Origin of the sequence: Pseudoalteromonas sp. APM04, assembly GCF_022809815.1 — a bacterium.
In the GTDB taxonomy this organism is placed as follows: Bacteria; Pseudomonadota; Gammaproteobacteria; order Enterobacterales; family Alteromonadaceae; genus Pseudoalteromonas; species Pseudoalteromonas marina.
In genome coordinates this window covers 1,227,153-1,245,612 of sequence record NZ_CP094441.1, presented here as the reverse complement: position 1 = coordinate 1,245,612, position 18,460 = coordinate 1,227,153, and the positions used below count along the sequence as shown (strand labels likewise).

Sequence of the window (18,460 nt, the reverse complement as noted above, 5' to 3'; positions counted from 1 at the left end):
TTTAAGATTTCGTTTTTCGCTACTGAAAAAACAAAGCGCTCAAATCTCAAATTTGGATAACTGACCCATACTTAAAACGAAGGATATTTCTGCAAGCTTGAATTGATTTTCCAAACGTATTCCTGCATGAAGCCCTTCCGCACGTTGATTTAATGCGAGTAAATAATCAGAAGTATTTATGTCACCAGCTTCCCAGCGCCTATTTAATAAATTTGCGCTACTATCTAATCTGCCTCGTGTGAGTTTTTGCCATTGCTCATAGTATTTTTTACTTACATTAAGCGATTCATAATTAGCTTTTGCTTCAAAAGACTGCTTTCGATATACCGACCGAAAGTTCGCCTCGGCTGCAATTGCTTCTGAATAAGCGGCTTTAACAGTATCTGAATAGTTATTTCTGATGTTTAAAGGAATTGAGAAAGTCACACCAACCAAGTCTTCATCTCCACTTTTACCTGCGCTAACTCCAATGGTTGGATTAGGTTTAGATTCCATAGTGGTTAGTTGAGCTTTAGATTGTTGCCCCTTCCATTGCGCTCTTGCGAGTTTAACTTTTGGATGATCCTCAACCCACTGTGAGTCAAATGAATAGCTTGTTGCTCCAAAAGTAAATGAGGGTAAATTGGCGGTATTAGGCGTCCAATCTGGCAATAACTCCTGAACCTTTATCTCTGCATTTTTCAAAGCAATTTGAGACTCAGATATTTCACTAAAAATTTGCGACAAGTTTAAATAGACTAGCTCAGCGTCAAGTGGCTCTAGAAGTCCAGCTTTTCGTTTGTCTTCAACAATTCCAACGAGCGTTTGCAATTGCTCTTCTCTTTCTGAAAGTAACTGAGCAGCTTTTTTTGCTGCTTGCCAATTAACTAATGCAGTTAAGGCATTAGCCTTTTTAGAATCGAGTAGAGATAACAATTGTTGCTGGTTTGCATAAACATCAATTTCACCAATGGTTTTATTTGTTGATTGCTTATCCCAAAAATCTATCGTTTGACTGATACCAATAGAGTAATTATCAAAATCACCTTCTTTTTCATAGTTTGCTTCAAGCTCTGGGTTATATACGGCTTGAGTTAAACTTTTGGCTCTATGATTACTTGCATTAAGTAACTCTTTTGCCACAACAACTTCGGGATCTTTATTTATTTGACTATCTAGCCATGAAATACTTTTCTGTTTGCCATAAGTGGCAACTGAAAAACTCACAGCCATGCATAAAGACAGGACTAAACCTGCATTTTTTAAATATATATACATAAAAGTTCTTAATTTTAAAATTAATAAACACGAACCCTTTATCCATTGTTAAAGAATAAATAGGTCATTAAAAATTAATCTAATTAAGAAATAGGTGGGCGATGTATCGCTTCTAGGAAGGCTTTTGTCTGGTCAAATTGATAAGGAGTTTTATTGATAATATTTAGCTTACCATCGACATTTGAATTACTGACTAAAATCCAAGATAAGTGGCTGCCACTGCAATGACCACAGTGATGACAATCCTTTACATCGTGCTGTTCATCATCTGTATTATCATTTAAAACATTTCGATCATCGTCATGATCATGTTGAGTTTGAAGGTGCTCTATATCTATCTGGTGATTCTCAGATGTTGCGGATACAACAGCAGTTAACGATTGCAAAACAATAGAAACGACTAATAGTATTTTTAGCACAACATTAAGGTTCAAAGTTATTACCTGTTAAATATAGTATTTAAAATACTAGCAGAAACTATTTACTTAAACTAGCCAATTTAGTTACTTCCCAATCTTTTCAAATTAAATAACTTTTTATTTGACTCTATAGCCACTATAGATTTTATACTTATTTTAATATTGTTTCGGAATGTTAAATATGTCAGAAAAATGTAGTGGTAAGTGTCAATCATCTCCTACCAACGAAGACGTAAAAATTGATACACAATTAGATAACTATAGTGGCGCGTTTGTCAGTACATATAAAGTGCCTCAAATGGACTGTCCTTCAGAAGAGAGATTGATCAGATTAGCACTTGACTCAATTCAGCCTTCAGTTGGATTGCAGTTTGATATTCCTAATCGCTTAGTCAAAGTTTTTCATGATGAAAATTTAGATGAGATAACAAAAAAGTTACAACAACTTAAACTCGGTGCAGAGTTAGAGTCAACTAAACAAAGTTGCAGTACAGAAGCTGCAAAAGCAAAAGACTTAGCCCAAAAAAATGAGATGAAAGAAGCATCAACCCTAAAATGGTTGTTAGCCATTAATGGAGTCATGTTTTTTATAGAAGTAATTGCTGGGATTATTGCACAGTCTGCTGGCCTAATTGCAGACTCATTAGATATGTTTGCTGATGCTGCTGTGTATGGTTTAGCTATTTATGCCGTAGGTAAAAGTATTAGCATGAAACTTAGAGCAGCACATATATCTGGTGTGCTTCAAGTTATTCTAGCGCTAGGTGCTTTGAGCGAAGTCGTAAGACGCTTTGTTTACGGTAGTGAACCGATCTCTTCTTTAATGATGATATTTGGTGGAATAGCACTAATCGCTAACGTTGCTTGTCTGTTTTTGATATTTGGCAACAAAGAAGACGGCGCTCATATGAAAGCGAGTTGGATTTTTTCAGCAAATGACGTTATCGCAAACGTTGGTGTAATTTTAGCTGGCTTATTAGTTACAGCAACAAGCAGTCGTTATCCAGATTTAGTGATTGGTTTGATAATTGCTCTTGTCGTTTTAAACGGTGCTCGCCGCATCTTACAGCTAAAGTATTAAGCAGAGAAATGAAAACAATGCACTCATCGTATATCAAATCAAATATATCATACGTGATAATGATTTTAATCGCGGTGCAATCTGTGTTTTTTTCGCTAGAAGAGCTTGAAGTAAACTTAATTGAAAGTTCTTTTAATACATCACTAACTGAGTCTATTACCCCGCTAAAATCTCCAGAAACCTCCAATATATTTGAGGTGAGTAATAGCAACACTTCAATTGATAATTGTAATTTTTGTTGCTGTTGTCACTTATTTTTAAATGCAGATTATTCTTGTAACATTTTACAAACAATAGAATATTTCCTTACCTACGCCTTAGTTTCTCCTGAGCTAAAAGGCTATATGTCGGTGCCATTCCGCCCACCTAAATACGCCTAAATTTTATAGAAAATTAAGAAAGGTCAAATGTTAATGACCTAAATATCACATATAAATTTATAGGAAAGTATACATGGCACTTAATACCTGTGAGCATCGCAAGATAGCAATTTTGAGGTGTGTAACACCTCGGCTTAAATATATCGCGTTTCTCGCTTTGTCACTTTTTACATTTAATGTTTATGCGTTTGAAAATCAGTTAAACCTTCAAGAAGCAATTCAGTGGACGCTTAAACAAAATCCCGAACTTAAAATATTTGATTTCAAGCAAGCGGCATTAACAGGACAAGAACAAACAGCAAGTTTAAATCCCGCTTATGAACTAGAAGTTGAAGCTGAGAACTTTGCAGGCTCAGGTGAATTTAATGCATTCGACAGTGCTGAATTAACAGTCGCTCTATCTTCGGTTATCGAAATGGGAGATAAACGCTCAGCGCGAATTGGACTTGTTTCAAAATCAAGAGTACTACTCAATGCTGAGAAAGAAGTCTCTGCGCTTAACTTAATGGCTCAAGTCACTGAGAAGTACGTAGAAGTACTTGCTGCCCAACAAAGAGTGATATTGGCAGATAATGCATTGAAGTTAGCACAAGAAACGTTAGAGATTGTATCTCAGCGTAACCGCGCAGGTGCTACCCCTGAGGCTGAAGTGAAACGTTCAAAAGCAGTTATTGCTCAGGCTAACCTCACCCTTCAATCTGAACAAAAGCGCTTGGAATATCTAAAGCTTTCTTTATCAGCTTACTGGGGAGAAACATCAGTGTCATTCTCTAGAGTAACTGGAGATCTGTTTCAGTTTGGCAATGATAGTGACTTTAACAGCCTTTTTGCGAAGTTAGAGAAGAACCCTGCTATTCAAATCTATGCAAGTGAACAGCGACTAAAAGAGGCTGAAATACAGTTAGCTAAAACAGAGTCAACGGCCAATATCAAATGGTCTGTTGGTGTTAGGCGCTCTCAAGAAGCCAATGATACGGCACTGGTCGCTGGCTTTAGCTTACCTTTGTTTGCTGAAAAGCGAAATTCTGGTGCAATCGCTAGTGCGCTAGCAGAGCGTGACCAAGTTGCCATAGAGAAAGAGGCGACTAAGTTGAGGTTTAGAAATCACTTACTACGAGCATACTCCAATAGAAAACAAGCCATATTAACAGCTAATTCATTAAAGCAGTCGGTTATCCCAATGCTTGAAGATGCACTGGAAGATACTCAAGACGCCTATCAAAAAGGTCGATATGGATATCTTGATTATGTATCGGCTAGACAAGAGCTGTTAAATGCTCGGCGAACCCTCATTGATGCGGCATCTGCTGCCCTAATTTATGGCGCAGAGATAGAAAAACTAACAAACGAAGCGCTGTCACTCTAAATAAACATCACTTTAAGTTTAATAACAATTTATTGATTCAGTGATTAACTGAATCGTTTAGGAATTCAAAATGAAAAACTATTTACTCGCACTATTGATTTTTATTGGGTATCTATCACCCATTCAAAGTGTTTTCGCTAGTGAAGATGAACATGAAGGCGAAGAAGGCATAAGCAAAATCGACAATAACATGGCAAAAAAGGTTGGTGTTGAAACAGCCTATTTAGCTTCAAAAACGTTGAACCAAACTATCCCTGTATACGGCTCTACGACGATAGGCGCTGAACAATTATTTCAAGTTGGCGCTAGATATAACGGCGTTATAAAGACAATAAACTTCACTGTTGGTGATACGGTAAAAAAAGGCGATCTATTAGCCGTTATTGAATCTAATGAGAGCTTAAATACTTATAAAATAACATCGCCTGTTTCTGGGACTGTTTTACAGCGAAATGGAAATATTGGCGGTATCACGCAAAACACTAGCTTGTTTGAAATCGTCAAATTTGACACCTTGTGGGCTGAATTTAAGGTGTTTACCAGCCAATATAATCAAATCAAAGTCGGTCAGCATGTTGATATTGAGCAAGGTGAACACGCATTCAGTTCAGTCATCACTAATATTATTCCAGCTAAAGATCAGCCTTATGTTTTAGCACGGGTACGATTAAACAACACTGAGTTAAAGCTAACGTCAGGTCAATTATTAAAAGGCAACGTAAAGATAAACCAATTTGAGGTGGATTTAGCGGTCGAGAAAGTTGCCATACAAGAGCTAGGTGGACAATTAGGTGTCTTTGTAAAAGAAGATGAAGAGTACGAGTTTGCACCACTTGTCCTTGGTCGTTCAGACAAAAACTATATCGAGGTCATTGATGGCCTCAGTAAAGACGCTGAATATGTAAACAAAAACAGTTATCTGATTAAAGCAGATATCTTGAAATCTGAAGTAGAAGACGACGATTAGGAGACGCAATATGATTGAATCAATTTTGCGTCTTGCAATAAATAGGCGCTATTTAGTATTAAGCTTGCTGATGGTAATCATCGGCGTTGGTATGTGGAGTTATCAAAAACTTCCCATTGATGCTGTTCCAGATATAACAAACGTACAGGTACAAATAAATACCTCTGCCCCCGGTTATTCACCTTTAGAAGCGGAGCAAAGGGTAACTTTTCCAGTAGAAAACGCATTAGCTGGACTACCAAAGCTGTCTCACACCCGCTCTCTTTCAAGATATGGTTTATCCCAGGTGACCGTTATCTTTGAAGAGGGAACCGATATTTATTTCGCACGCAACTTAATCAATGCAAGATTAGCTGCGATAAAAGGCGTTATTCCCTCTGGCTTAGAGCCAGAGATGGGTCCTATTTCCACAGGGCTTGGTGAAATATTTATGTATACCGTACAAGCTTCTCCTGACGCTAAAATGCCTAATGGAGAGCCTTATACCGCTATTGCCTTAAGAGAAATACAAGACTGGATCATTAAACCGCAATTGGCTCAAGTTAAAGGCGTCATTGAGGTCAACAGCATCGGCGGCTATAACAAGCAGTATCATATAACGCCGAAACCCGAAAAATTACTTTTTCATCAGGTAAGCTTTGAAGACGTTTCTGATGCATTACGTAAAAATAATGATAACCGTGGCGCGGGTTATATTGAGCAAAACGGACAACAAGTGTTAGTGCGCTCCATTGGGCAACTTGCGACAATGGATGAAATCCTCAATGTCATCATCAAAAAGAACGATGGTATTCCTGTAAAAATAAGTGATGTTGCCAATGTTGCTATAGGCAAAGAACTTAGAACAGGGGCTGCTACTCGTAATGGCATTGAGACAGTGCTTGGTACAACCATGATGCTGATTGGTGAGAATTCTCGCACCGTTGCTTTAGAAGTGGAACATAAGCTCAGCGAAATACAAAAATCTCTGCCAAAGGGCATTACCGCAGAGCCTGTTTACGACAGAACAACGTTAGTAGATAAAGCGATTGCAACCGTTACCAAAAACCTCGTTGAAGGTGCGCTTTTAGTTATTGTTGTGTTATTTATTCTACTTGGAAATTTACGTGCAGCTCTCATTACCGCTGCTGTTATCCCTATTTCCATGTTAATGACAATCACAGGTATGGTGCAAGCAGGAGTATCTGCCAATTTAATGAGTCTCGGCGCATTGGACTTTGGCTTGATAGTGGACGGGGCTGTAATCATCGTTGAAAACTCTGTCCGTAGGTTAGCACAGGCCCAACACAACGGTCATAGGCAAGACTTAAGAGAACGCCTAAATACCGTTTTTGAAGCCACTTCAGAAGTGATACGTCCAAGCTTGTTTGGTGTGGCAATTATCACTGTTGTTTACATCCCCATTTTCACGCTAACTGGCGTTGAAGGGAAAATGTTCCACCCTATGGCGGCAACTGTCGTTATGGCGTTAATTTCCGCAATGATCCTTTCAGTTACACTGGTTCCTGCTGCTGTAGCTGTGTTTATGAAAGGTAAAATCAGCGAAAAAGAAAGTGTAGTTATTCGTTCAACCAAGTCTATTTATGAACCATTGTTAAAAATGGCGATGAAATTTCGTTGGATTATTGTTTCATTCTCAACGCTGTTAATGGGGTATAGCCTTTGGTTAGCAACTACGCTTGGGACAGAATTTGTTCCTCAATTAAATGAAGGTGATATTGCACTACAGGCATTAAGAATTCCATCGACTGGCCTAGAGCAATCAGTAGAAATGCAAGAAGTACTTGAGCAACGTATTAAAGCGTTTCCTGAAGTTGATAAAGTATTCTCGCGCATTGGCACACCAGAAGTAGCAACCGACCCAATGCCACCGAGTATTGCTGATATCTTTGTTATTTTAAAACCACGTAAAGAATGGGCCGAACCTTCAAAACCAAAAAGTGAATTAGTTGAAGAAATGGAAAAAGTACTGAAAAACATTCCAGGCAACAACTATGAATTCACTCAGCCTATTCAAATGCGTTTCAATGAATTGATTTCTGGCGTTAGAGCTGATGTCGGCATCAAAATATTTGGTGATGATTTGGATCGGTTATTACTTACCGCAAAAGATATTCTAAATATTGTGAAAACCGTGGATGGTGCCGCTGATGCTCGAATGGAACAGGTCACAGGTGTTCCATCTTTATCAGTAATTCCTAAACGAGAAGCGCTTGGTAGGTATGGATTGAACGTTACCGAATTGCAAGACTGGGTTGCCACTGCGATTGGCGGTGAATCTGCGGGGATCATTTATGAAGGTGACAGACGGTTTGAGTTAGTTGTTCGCCTACCAGAGCAAATAAGAACGGATATCGATAGCTTGAAGCATCTGCCGCTTCCACTTGAGAATGGTAACTATGTGCCAATTGAAGAAGTTGCAGAGCTTAAATCAGAGTCTTTACCCGCGCAGATTAGCCGAGAGAACGGAAAAAGAAGAGTTGTGGTTACCGTCAATGTTCGTGGTAGAGATTTAGGCGGTTTTGTAAAAGAAGTTAAAGCTAAAATTAATCAGGAAGGAGAAATTCCAGCAGGATACTGGCTTGATTATGGTGGAACGTTTGAACAACTAGAATCAGCAAGTAAGCGATTAAGCCTAGTTGTACCGATAACATTGGTTGTTATCCTAGGTATTTTGATTATAGCATTTGGTTCATTAAAAGATGCATTAATCATTTTCAGTGGCGTGCCTTTAGCATTAACAGGGGGCGTATTTTCACTTTATTTAAGAGACATGCCCTTATCAATTTCGGCAGGTGTCGGCTTCATTGCATTGTCAGGTGTCGCAGTATTAAATGGCTTGGTTATGTTGGCTTTTATTCGAGATCTTTGGCATGAAAAAGGCGACCTATACGTAGCGATCATTGAAGGTGCCATCATTCGTTTAAGACCTATTTTAATGACGGCACTGGTCGCAAGTTTAGGTTTTATTCCAATGGCGTTAAACACTGGAATTGGTGCAGAAGTACAACGACCACTAGCAACAGTTGTTATCGGCGGTATTGTATCTTCTACCATTTTAACTTTGTTTGTATTGCCTATTTTATATCAATGGGCGCATGGCGCTGAGAGTAACAAACAGCAATCCGACGAAATCTAAAAGCAAAAAAGCAGCTTAATTACTAAGTTATGCCTAATTAAGCTGCTTTTTATATTGTATGCTCCAAAATTTTATTGATAAAACTTACTCTGCTTCATCCCTACAATTTTCATTTAAAAACTCAAACTCTATCGTCGTATGCGATAAATGATAGGAAGATAATTTAGCTGCAACCTCTTGTTTAAGCTTAATTAATTCTTTAACGTCAAAGTTGTCACTCAGCTCAAGGTGCGCTGTTAAAACGTGACTTTCACCATCCAGTGACCAAAAATGCATATGGTGTATACCATTTACTTCAGGAAATTCAATTAATGACTGCTTAATACGCTCTTGGGTCTCTTTATCGGGTGCAGCTTGAAGAAAAAGCACCAATGTTGATTTAAGATTTTTGAAAACGTTAAATAAGATAAACAGCGTAAACCCTATTGATAATAGAGGATCTAATATCGGCAGTTCAACGAACAACAATACAATAGAGACTATAAGAACGGCAACCCAACCGAGTACATCTTCAAGTAGGTGCCATGTCAGCACTTTTTCATTTAGTGTTTCACCCGCTTTTAATTTGAATACCGCATAACCATTTACGGCAACACCGAGTATGGCTAGCCCTAACATCCCCTCAACTACAGGCATTTCAGGATTGGACAGCTTAGGTATTGCTTCAAATAAAACCCAAATAGAGCCGATAATCAAAACAATACTATTTACCAATGCACCAAAAAGTGTAAGTCGGCGATAACCATAGCTGAATTTGTCTGATGCTTCTTTATCTGAAAAACGACTTAAAATCCACGCAAAACCTATTGAAAGACTATCACCAAGATCGTGAACGGCATCCGCCATTATCGCCGTACTGTTTGTGAGCCAACCACCTATAAATTCGATAATGGTAAATATCACATTAAGGAAAAATGCCCAACCAATCCGGTCGTCTTTACCATGCTGATGACTGTGACTATGGTTGTGCATTTTGTACCTCCAGTACTTTTTTATTTCTTATTTTTGATACATTCATATTAATCAAATGTCGGATCACTCGTTGATACAACCAACGTTTTACACCTGATAGATTAGTACCTTTCTCGAGATAGAACTTATCTGGTGAATCATAAAGCCCAAAGTCGTCATGAATACCTTCTTTTTGAATATAGGTATCCTCTCCACGCCAATCCGTACCGGGTGAAGATAAGCACTTTGTTGCAACACCATAACCACAAAACTCATCTTTTGCTTGGCTAAATTTCTGCTGTAGTGAGCTTAAGTATTGCTCATCCAATATAAAGCCCTCTAAGTTTATCCAACGCCCTTCAAAGTAAACTTCTACCCAACTATGAATGATGTATTTAGGTGCTAACCAAAATACAAGCTTAGGATAGCACCTTTTTATAGTTGCTGATCAATGGTAAAACCTTGGAAACGACACTGGATACCTAGTCCACGCAATAGTGCCATTAACAGATTACCCTTAGTATTACATTGTCCATAACCATCTGCTAGCACATCGCTTGCTGAAATATCATCACTCTTGTTATAGCCAAACATTATTTCATCTTTTACAAACTGATAAGCGGCACCAATTTTGTTGAAATTATCCAAATTTTTCCACCCTCGTTGATCGATCAGGGATTGGATATCTTTGTGTTCAAAATTAACGATATTCGTATTATTTAAATATTTCTCAGTCATTTTTATATATCCCTTTCGTTGCATACCTATACTATAGATCCTATAGTAACTATAGAGTCAAATGTCTGGGGGAAATTGATGAAAATAGGCGAATTGTCAAAAAAATCGGGCTGTTCAATACAAACGATTAGATATTATGAAAGAGAAGGATTACTGTTAAATCCAAACCGTTCAGAAGGTAATTTCAGGCTGTATGATAGTAAAGCACTTAAACAATTGGAATTCGTAAAGCATTGTCGCAGCCTAGATATATCACTCAATGATATTAAACGTCTTATCGAATTAAAAAATAAGCCAGAAGAAAGCTGCTCTAGCGTTAATGCATTAATTGATCAGCAACTTGCACTAGTGAATAAACGTATGAAAGAATTAAGGGCGCTTAAAGCTGAATTACAACAGATGGCAAGTGCTTGTGGTTCAGACAATACAATTGAAGCGTGCGGCATCATCAAATCATTGGATAGCTAAACTAAATATAACTTTAGATTAGTAGTATTCACAAAGGCAATAATGTAAACCATTGGCAAATTAGCACAATCATTAAATTTAAATGTAGAAACCATTCGTTTTTATGAACGAGAAGGGCTGATTACACAACCTGAAAAACCAATATCTGGTTATAGACAATATGACGAAACAATAGCAGGACAACTTAGGTTTATCACAAAAGCCAAAGCGCTCGGCTTTACGTTAAGAGAAATAAAATCGCTAATGTCTATGGACAGCAACTGCACTCAAGTTGAGCTATTAAGCCGACAAAAGTTAGCAATCATTCGAGACAAAATTAATGACCTTCAACGTTTAGAGAAAGTAATTGTGGATATGACAAATACCTGTATGCAAAACGAAGATCCAACACATTGCCCCATAATTGATTCATTAAAATGATTGACTCCGTACTTATATACGGAGTTTAGAATGATGGTAATATCAACCAATAGACTTTCAAATGATAAATAAAATATTAGACAGAGTAGGCTCTAGTGGCGTTTGGCTAGCGGCACGGCCTGCTTCCCTGCATTAAGGTCACTTGCATCGGCATTAGGACTAGGCTTCTTCTCTCACTTCGAAGGAATAGCTGTAAATACGCTTTTACCTATTTTTGCATCTTTGGAACTATTGGTAAACTTATACAACTGGCACAAAAATAAAAACCATACCAGAGCTGTCTTCAGCATTCTAGGGCCTGTAGCAGTGCTATTAACGCTTTATCCTCTTTGGCTATATGATTGAAGCACATACCTATTTTACTTTGGTATTTGCTTAATGGTCGTTATGTCGGTTTTGGATATCGTAAAACCAGTAAGGGAGCAAACATGCAACGTATGGCTAATTGCCGTCGTTGAAACGATTAACGGTCAATGTCTGCTTTTCGCTCATAGCAGTCTGCCTGATGAAGTCTAAACTTATTCACTTAAACTGTGAGATCTGATATGAGCTAGTACAGCTGATATGCTATTTACGACAAAGTCGCTCGGTAATTAGAGCGACATAATCCCTTGGTAATCACACTAGTACATCATCATGTTTTTAAATTAAAGCTGTTGTTTACTTAACAAACATCCAAATACCGGCAGCGATCATAAACAGGTTTTCTGTTAGGGAGATAAACCCTAGTGGTACGTTACTGTCACCGCCTACACACGCACATTTTAACTCTCGTTTATCTATATAGACTGCTTTTATCACTGAAACAGCACCAACCCCACCTATGAACAATGAAATAGGGGCAATAATATAGGCTGGTAATCCGGCTATCATTCCAATGCCAACAAATGCTTCTAAAAATGGGTAAACATAGGCGTACCTGACTACTTTCATAGCGACTAAGTCATAGGTTATAAATGAATTAGTAAAGCTAAATAAGTCTTGAAGCTTTTGTATTGCTAACACTGCCATTGTTAGGGCTACAAACAGTTCAGCGGTTTGCATTGATAATAAGCTATTATTCGCTGCAAAACTAAATGCCACACTAAGCAAAAAACTAACCGAAAAAATCGCAATCACGGGCGTGTAAGTTGTACCTTCTTGCCCAGCTTTTGGCTTATCAAAGTAATCGAGTAAGTCGTCATAGCCACCTATACGTTTATTATCAATAAATGTTTGAGGTGTAGTTTCTACACTGTGTTGTTTTTTAAATTCATCTGTTTGCTCTCGAGAAGTTAATAGCTGATCATCAACTGTATATCCCTCTCGCTCTAGTAGGTCTTTTGATTTTAAACCAAACGGACAAATATGCTCATCTGTGGCCATTCTAAAAAGTTGGGCTGATTTACTCATGTTTAGCTCCCTTTTATGTATTGGTATAAAATTTTACTTAGCATTAAAATCCGGTACGGTCCTAGATTGTGCTTGCTCCTGAGTTTCTGCTAGGCCATTTTTCTCTATATCCTTTAGTAACCACTGCATTTCTTTAATCTCACGACGCTGTGCCTCAATAATATTTGTTGCAAGCTCTTGGACTCGCTTATCTTTGATTTTTGCCCTTTCACTGGTGAGTATTGCAATTGAATGATGTGGGATCATCGCCGACATCCATGAGCTATCATCAACAGTCGCTTGTGATCGAACTAAAAATAAACTTCCCGCAAATACGGTAACACTAGCAATGAGTACTGTTATATTTTTCTTTTTATCTTTATACATATTGAGCATGAAAAGTAGCATTATCACTGCCATCATGGCTCCCATATAAAGCGCCATATAAGTGCGAGTTTCACTAAAAAAAACATGACTTAGCTGATAAGTATTCAAATACATCAGTACAAACATGACTAATGTTGATGTGGCTATCATTAAGAAAAACTTTAAATACTGCGACATTAGATGGCTCCTTTCTATCATTTACTTTGTATATCATTTATACCAATGGGTAATTCTTACAGGTTATTAGGCGTAAACCCACTATATATTTAATCATTGAATCAATGTTTAATATTACATCAAGAGTTGTGCCATAAGTGTTAAAACTGCTCAGCGTATTTGCTAATATGCTTATAAGTATTTTGCTGTAAATCGTGCGTAAGCATTTCAATATTATATTTATAAAAGCGATCGCCCATTTCCATACCTGGCGTACCAGCAGGCATAGCGGGAACAGAGAGCCCTATCGTCTTTTCAGGATGTTGTTCAGCTAAAAACTGTTTTATATGTTTGGCGGGAACATGACCTTCAAATACAAATCCATCGGCTGAAACGGCTGTATGGCATGACCGCATATTTGATTTTATTTGATACTGAGATTTAATCGTCCCCATGTCATTGACGTTAATTGCTTTTGTTTGAATATTGTTTTCGCTCAAATGAGCAATCCACTTATTACAACATCCACAATTTTTACTTTTATAAACGGTAAGCTCAATTTTAGGTTTTTCTGAATTCTCATAAGTTATTAATGCTTTATGTTGTTTTTCGATACTTATCGCCGAAAATGACATAGTTAATGATAAAAATAACGCTGAGGTAATGTAGATTACTCGCATTGTTAACTCCTTAATTTGACCAATGAATATGAGTGATTTTCCAACCTGTATCGGTGTTTTTTAATGTGATTGATTCCATTCCCATAGACTTAATATCTTTTCCTTTGTACTTTCCTTGAGTTTTACTTCTTGAAATTGAGTAAGCTATGTCTCCATTTGTGTAAACTTGATGCTCTAGTAGTTCACTATTAACAGCACTTAAGAATTTCATATCCGCTATCATATGATGTTTCGCGTATTCATCTGCAGAACGCTCAACACTTCCGCCTTCAAAAATGATGACATCGTCGGCCAGTAATTTACGTGCAGCTTCGCGATTACCTTGTTTTAGAGATGCATGAAATAGGCTGACTGTTTTTGCAGCCTCGCTATCAACATTGACAAAGGCCTTGCCTTTTTTTGAATATTTTTCATCGTCATGTGCACTAACAGTAAAAGAACTAACAGTGCTAAAAATTAGTAGCAATAAAATTTTTAAATTAAAGGATTTAATTAACATACGTTTCCCTTTTTATTAATCGTTAAATAGGCGGACCAACAAGTGTGGTAAATACACTTGTTGTAATAAGTACAAACAGGGCAATTACTATTTCAACAGTAATCGAGCGTTTTAATATACTTATATGGTGTTGTTGAGTGATTTGCGGGACTAAAAAAAGCTTATGCCATGCACCTAGGAGCAGCATCGCGCTGACGAGTAACAGCTTTAATAAAATTAGTTGCCCATAATCTGATGTAAACAATGCAGAAAATGACTCTAGGTACTGCAGGAGCAGAGTTAAGCCCGAAATAAGTAGTACAAATACAATAACAATAGCGAGTTGACCAAAGTAATGCATTAACCGCTTTACTTCACTGGTAGGTAGTAAAGTGCAGCTTTTGTAAAGCGGCCACAATGACCCTAACCAGCTCGCAATGGCAATAAGGTGAAAGGTTAAAATACTTTTCACTAACCCATTTTCGTTTGCGCTGTGCCCAGTAAAAGTGAAGCTATAAGCGATAAACCCAAGCATGATTAGTATAACGGCATCGTTTTTATAACCTGCTACGTTATCATCTGATTCCACATTCCACATACATGCGCTAATTAGAGCAATAATAAGCGCTGGTATTCTAAACCTTGCTTGGTCACCTATGACTGATTGCCAAACAATTTCAAGCATAAAGGGGTCAAACATTCCCATAAAGCCTGATTCAGCCATTGCTCCAGCTTCTATAGGTACTTGTAAAAGTGCAGCAATACTACCTGTAACTACACACGTAATTTGCCAACGTTTTAAGAACTGATGAAAGCTAATTAAGTGATGCCCTGCAACATTGCTGTTGCCACACATAAAGCGCATTAATAAAGTGCCCGCAAGCCCTACAATTGCTATATAGCTTGCTAGTTTTAATAATAGTAAGAGCACTGACCATTCACTTAATTGCATGATGTTGCTACTTAATGATTATGTTTGCTGTGGGTATTAGATTGTTCTTGCATCATCTTATGCGATTCATTTTTATGTACCATAAATCTAAACGTGCCAGTCATTTTATGTCCATCACCACCCAGTGCTGTCCATTTAACCGTGTAAGTGCCTTGGGCTAGGCTCGGTAATGACCAATTAAAGTCTGTGCTTGGGGTGGCGCTGGGTTTGAAATCAAAGTTTATTGTTTTATTTTTTTCATCTTTGATGATGACTTTTGCTAGCCTTACTTCACCACTAAAAATTAACGAAAGTTCCTCTGGTCCTTGCATTAACATGGCTTCTTGTGCAGGTATTGATTGCTTGAGTGATATATGCGCTGATGCGGAAAATGTAAGCACTAAACCTAAAATGGCTACTGCAGAGTTAAAAAACTTCATAATTACCTCTTATTTAAAATGATTAAAACCAAAATTTAATACCCGCAACAAATGCGGTGTTGTTGCTACTTTGTCCACTTGATGTGGCATAGTCGGCGGTATTGCCAAATTTATTGCCCCATTCAACGCCAATATAGGGCGCAAACTGGCGTGTAAATTCATAACGAACCCTAAAGCCAATCGCGCTGCTTGATAGGCCACTTCCAAGCTCGTTTTGTTTATCGTTTTTGCCATAAAGTGTAATTTCGGCTCGCGGTTGTATAATTAGCTTTTGCGTGAGTAGTAGTTCGTACTCTGCCTCTAACGTAAATGCGGTATTGCCTCGCTCACCTACGTATGCTGTCATATCAAGTTCAAACCAATAAGGGGCTAAACCTTGTAAGCCAAAAGCCAACCATTGCCGATTTTCACCTTCTTTATTGTAATCAAGACGAACACCTGCTTGAGTATCCCAATATGCTGATACGGCGTGACCCCATAAAATATCGGTTTGGTTTTCTTCAATACTTCCTTCGCTGAAATCACCCTCGGTTTTAATTACCAATCGATCAAAGGTAGTGCCGTACCATGCTTGTAAGTCAAATACACCTGCGTTTGCTTGCTCGTTATATTCAAGACGATCGCCTAGTAATGCGTAAAATGGATGCTCATCAGCGAGTGTTAATCGCTCATTGCCCTCAAGCGCATATGGGCCTTCTGTTAAAGTTGTTCCCGCAGAGTAAGCATGGGGGTCTCTTGCATCTTTAGGTGCACTTCCTCCTTGTGGTTGCATCTTAGCGCTATTCATTTGTGCCATTTCACTTTGCGCTAATAAAGGGAAACTAATTAATGAAGCCCCAGTTAACATTAATAAACTAAATGATTTAGATAGTTTTAATTGTTTCATGATACGACTACCTCTCTAAACATGCCGGCATCCATATGGAATAATAAATGGCAATGCCAAGCCCAGCGCCCTACATCGTGAGGGGTGGTTAAAAAGCTGATTCTTTGTGCGGGTTGAACAGGTATTGTATGACGTCGCACTTGCACATCACCTTGCTCGTTTTCTAAATCACTCCACATACCATGCAGATGCATAGGGTGCGTCATCATGGTATCGTTTTGTAAAATAACTCTTAAACGTTGGTTATGCTTCATATGCACTGGCGTGCTTTTACCAAATTCTAAGCCATCAAATGACCAGCTATAACGTTCCATATTTCCGGTTAAATGCAACTCAATTTCAGCTTCTGGCTCTTGCTGGTTAGTGACCCCTTCAAGTGAGTGTAAATCTGCAAGTGTTAAAACACGGCGACCATTTTTACGTAAACCAATACCAGGATCATCAAGATTTGTTCTAGGCATATCAACGCGCATATCAACTGAAGCTCCATACTCCGTTTTGGCATGACGCACTTTAGGGCTGGCAACTGCCAATGGGTTTTCAGACATACCATGTTTGCTATGATCCATCGCCATTGCACCGTGCTCCATAGCGCTATGATCCATTTCTTTAGAGTTCATACCTGACATGCCAGCCATACCTGCCATTGCAGAATGCTCACCGCCGTGGGTCATATTGCCCATCATATCGGTCATCGTTAACCATTCAACAGGGTCAAGTGCAGGTACTGGCGCATCAATATTAGGCGAGCTTGATAAAGTTCCTTTTGCGTAACCAGAGCGATCCATACTTTGAGCAAAAATCGTATAGGCATCATTTTTAGGCTCAACAATTACGTCGTAGGTCTCACCAGGGCCGAATCTAAATTCATCAACTGTCACTGGTTCAACGTTTTGCCCATCAGCTTGTACAACTGTTAGTTTTAGTTCTGGAATACGAACGTCAAAAAAAGTATTGCTTGAGCCATTAATAAACCTAAGTCTTACTTTTTCTCCAACTTTAAACATTCCTCGCCAATTTGACATTGGCGTACTACCGTTCATTAAAAAGGTCATTGCTGATGCAGATAAGTCAGCTAAATCTGTAGGATTCATTCTCATTTGATTCCACATTTTGCGGCGTTGCAAAGCATTCGAAACACCGCTATTTGAAACGTCATCAAAAAATTCTGGAACAGTGGGCTGATTGAAGTTAAATACATCACTCTGTATTTTTAATTTGCGGAACAGCGCCATTGGGTCATCATCAGTCCAATCAGATAATTGAATAACATGCTCGTTATCTGCACTAATAATATCTTTTTCTCGCGGTTCAATAATTAATGCACCGTACATGCCAGTCATTTCTTGAAAGCCACTATGTGAGTGATACCAATATGTACCGCTTTGTTGTAATTTAAATTTATAAACAAAGGTTTCGCCAGGCATAATGCCTTTAAAACTGATACCAGGTACGCCATCCATTTGATACGGTAAAATAATGCCATGCCAATGAATTGAACTCGGTACTGATAACTTATTTGTTACTCTAATAGTAACGTCATCGCCTTCTTTGAGGCGCAAGGTAGGGGCGGGTATAGAGCCATTGATAGTTGTCGCCATACGTACTACGCCAGTAAAGTTAACCGGCGATTCATCTATAACCAGATCAATTACTTTGCCGCTAAGTTCGGGCACAGTGCCTGTTATTGTTCCTGTTACTAAAGATGATGCAGCATGTAATACACTCGGAAAAGCAGCAAGTACACCTCCTGCAATTAAGCCTTGAACAAATCGTCTTCGTGGTGTGCTAACCTGTTGTGATGACTTTTTAAACCCCATTTCCTTACTCCTTCATACCAGAATATGTATTGAGTATAGAAAATAGACCTGTCTTAAACATGACGCGAACATTACAAAGTTGTAATGTTGGTGTCATGTTGCTGTAGTGACAGATACTGCATAAT

Annotated in this window: 19 protein-coding genes and 1 pseudogene; 8 read left to right on the top strand and 12 right to left on the bottom strand. The window is 38.3% G+C overall.

Translation table 11 applies throughout. From position 1 onward, the window contains the following. Window positions 1-39 precede the first annotated feature (39 nt). Window positions 40-1,257, bottom strand: coding sequence for a TolC family protein (locus MTP24_RS05925; protein WP_243533199.1), 1,218 nt, complete (start codon window positions 1,255-1,257; stop codon window positions 40-42). 83 nt (window positions 1,258-1,340) lie between these two features. Beyond that, window positions 1,341-1,691 carry a hypothetical protein gene (locus tag MTP24_RS05920; RefSeq protein WP_008128668.1) on the bottom strand — a complete coding sequence of 117 codons (351 nt, stop codon included), beginning with the start codon at window positions 1,689-1,691 and terminating at the stop codon, window positions 1,341-1,343. A gap of 166 nt (window positions 1,692-1,857) precedes the next feature. Between MTP24_RS05920 and MTP24_RS05915 the strand changes: the two genes are divergently transcribed. The 5 genes from MTP24_RS05915 to MTP24_RS05895 all read left to right on the top strand — a co-directional run bounded on the left by MTP24_RS05915 (window position 1,858) and on the right by MTP24_RS05895 (window position 8,609). Beyond that, a complete protein-coding gene (locus tag MTP24_RS05915; RefSeq protein WP_058405780.1) occupies window positions 1,858-2,757 on the top strand; it encodes a cation diffusion facilitator family transporter in 900 nt (299 codons plus the stop codon). A gap of 8 nt (window positions 2,758-2,765) precedes the next feature. Further along, window positions 2,766-3,137 (top strand): hypothetical protein, encoded by a 372-nt coding sequence (locus MTP24_RS05910; protein ID WP_243533197.1) that lies wholly within the window; start codon window positions 2,766-2,768, stop codon window positions 3,135-3,137. A 157-nt stretch (window positions 3,138-3,294) separates the two neighbouring features. Beyond that, a complete protein-coding gene (locus MTP24_RS05905; protein WP_243533194.1) occupies window positions 3,295-4,503 on the top strand; it encodes a TolC family protein in 1,209 nt (402 codons plus the stop codon). A 70-nt stretch (window positions 4,504-4,573) separates the two neighbouring features. Beyond that, window positions 4,574-5,470, top strand: coding sequence for an efflux RND transporter periplasmic adaptor subunit (locus MTP24_RS05900; protein WP_036972173.1), 897 nt, complete (start codon window positions 4,574-4,576; stop codon window positions 5,468-5,470). A gap of 10 nt (window positions 5,471-5,480) precedes the next feature. Continuing rightward, complete coding sequence (locus tag MTP24_RS05895; protein ID WP_010557527.1) at window positions 5,481-8,609, top strand: CusA/CzcA family heavy metal efflux RND transporter; 3,129 nt, start codon at window positions 5,481-5,483, stop codon at window positions 8,607-8,609. 84 nt (window positions 8,610-8,693) lie between these two features. On the opposite strand, the gene MTP24_RS05890 is transcribed toward MTP24_RS05895, so the two are convergent. Both MTP24_RS05890 and MTP24_RS05885 read right to left on the bottom strand, forming a co-directional pair. Beyond that, window positions 8,694-9,581 (bottom strand): cation diffusion facilitator family transporter, encoded by an 888-nt coding sequence (locus tag MTP24_RS05890; RefSeq protein WP_002962252.1) that lies wholly within the window; start codon window positions 9,579-9,581, stop codon window positions 8,694-8,696. Continuing rightward, a pseudogene (locus MTP24_RS05885) lies at window positions 9,568-10,298 on the bottom strand (transglutaminase family protein). The gene MTP24_RS05890 and the pseudogene MTP24_RS05885 overlap by 14 nt, the downstream one beginning before the upstream one ends. A gap of 78 nt (window positions 10,299-10,376) precedes the next feature. On the opposite strand from MTP24_RS05885, the gene cadR reads away from it, so the two are divergent. The 3 genes from cadR to MTP24_RS18985 all read left to right on the top strand — a co-directional run bounded on the left by cadR (window position 10,377) and on the right by MTP24_RS18985 (window position 11,531). Next, the gene (gene cadR / locus MTP24_RS05880; RefSeq protein WP_002962247.1) at window positions 10,377-10,766 is read left to right on the top strand and encodes a Cd(II)/Pb(II)-responsive transcriptional regulator; all 390 of its coding nucleotides are present in this window, start codon (window positions 10,377-10,379) and stop codon (window positions 10,764-10,766) included. 51 nt (window positions 10,767-10,817) lie between these two features. Further along, window positions 10,818-11,186, top strand: coding sequence for a MerR family transcriptional regulator (locus tag MTP24_RS05875; protein ID WP_028834999.1), 369 nt, complete (start codon window positions 10,818-10,820; stop codon window positions 11,184-11,186). A gap of 102 nt (window positions 11,187-11,288) precedes the next feature. Further along, the gene (locus MTP24_RS18985; protein ID WP_327077832.1) at window positions 11,289-11,531 is read left to right on the top strand and encodes a MerC family mercury resistance protein; all 243 of its coding nucleotides are present in this window, start codon (window positions 11,289-11,291) and stop codon (window positions 11,529-11,531) included. A 315-nt stretch (window positions 11,532-11,846) separates the two neighbouring features. Here MTP24_RS18985 and MTP24_RS05870 read toward each other — a convergent pair whose 3' ends face one another. The 8 genes from MTP24_RS05870 to MTP24_RS05835 form a co-directional block, all read right to left on the bottom strand. Then, window positions 11,847-12,578 (bottom strand): glutaredoxin, encoded by a 732-nt coding sequence (locus MTP24_RS05870; RefSeq protein WP_024032682.1) that lies wholly within the window; start codon window positions 12,576-12,578, stop codon window positions 11,847-11,849. A gap of 33 nt (window positions 12,579-12,611) precedes the next feature. Further along, window positions 12,612-13,121, bottom strand: a complete 510-nt coding sequence (locus tag MTP24_RS05865; RefSeq protein WP_024032683.1) for a DUF305 domain-containing protein — start codon at window positions 13,119-13,121, stop codon at window positions 12,612-12,614. A gap of 140 nt (window positions 13,122-13,261) precedes the next feature. Beyond that, window positions 13,262-13,780, bottom strand: coding sequence for a DUF411 domain-containing protein (locus MTP24_RS05860; RefSeq protein ID WP_024032684.1), 519 nt, complete (start codon window positions 13,778-13,780; stop codon window positions 13,262-13,264). Between the two features lie 10 nt (window positions 13,781-13,790). Beyond that, window positions 13,791-14,279, bottom strand: a complete 489-nt coding sequence (locus MTP24_RS05855) for a nuclear transport factor 2 family protein (RefSeq protein ID WP_008109928.1) — start codon at window positions 14,277-14,279, stop codon at window positions 13,791-13,793. A gap of 22 nt (window positions 14,280-14,301) precedes the next feature. Further along, entirely contained in the window at window positions 14,302-15,210 is a 909-nt protein-coding gene (locus tag MTP24_RS05850; protein ID WP_138569926.1) for a CopD family protein, read from the bottom strand. 11 nt (window positions 15,211-15,221) lie between these two features. Further along, window positions 15,222-15,629, bottom strand: coding sequence for a copper resistance CopC family protein (locus MTP24_RS05845; RefSeq protein ID WP_004588802.1), 408 nt, complete (start codon window positions 15,627-15,629; stop codon window positions 15,222-15,224). A gap of 22 nt (window positions 15,630-15,651) precedes the next feature. After that, window positions 15,652-16,515 (bottom strand): copper resistance protein B, encoded by an 864-nt coding sequence (locus MTP24_RS05840; RefSeq protein ID WP_036972184.1) that lies wholly within the window; start codon window positions 16,513-16,515, stop codon window positions 15,652-15,654. Continuing rightward, window positions 16,512-18,335, bottom strand: coding sequence for a copper resistance system multicopper oxidase (locus tag MTP24_RS05835; RefSeq protein WP_036972186.1), 1,824 nt, complete (start codon window positions 18,333-18,335; stop codon window positions 16,512-16,514). Before MTP24_RS05835 ends, MTP24_RS05840 begins: the two co-directional genes overlap by 4 nt. Window positions 18,336-18,460: the final 125 nt, after the last annotated feature.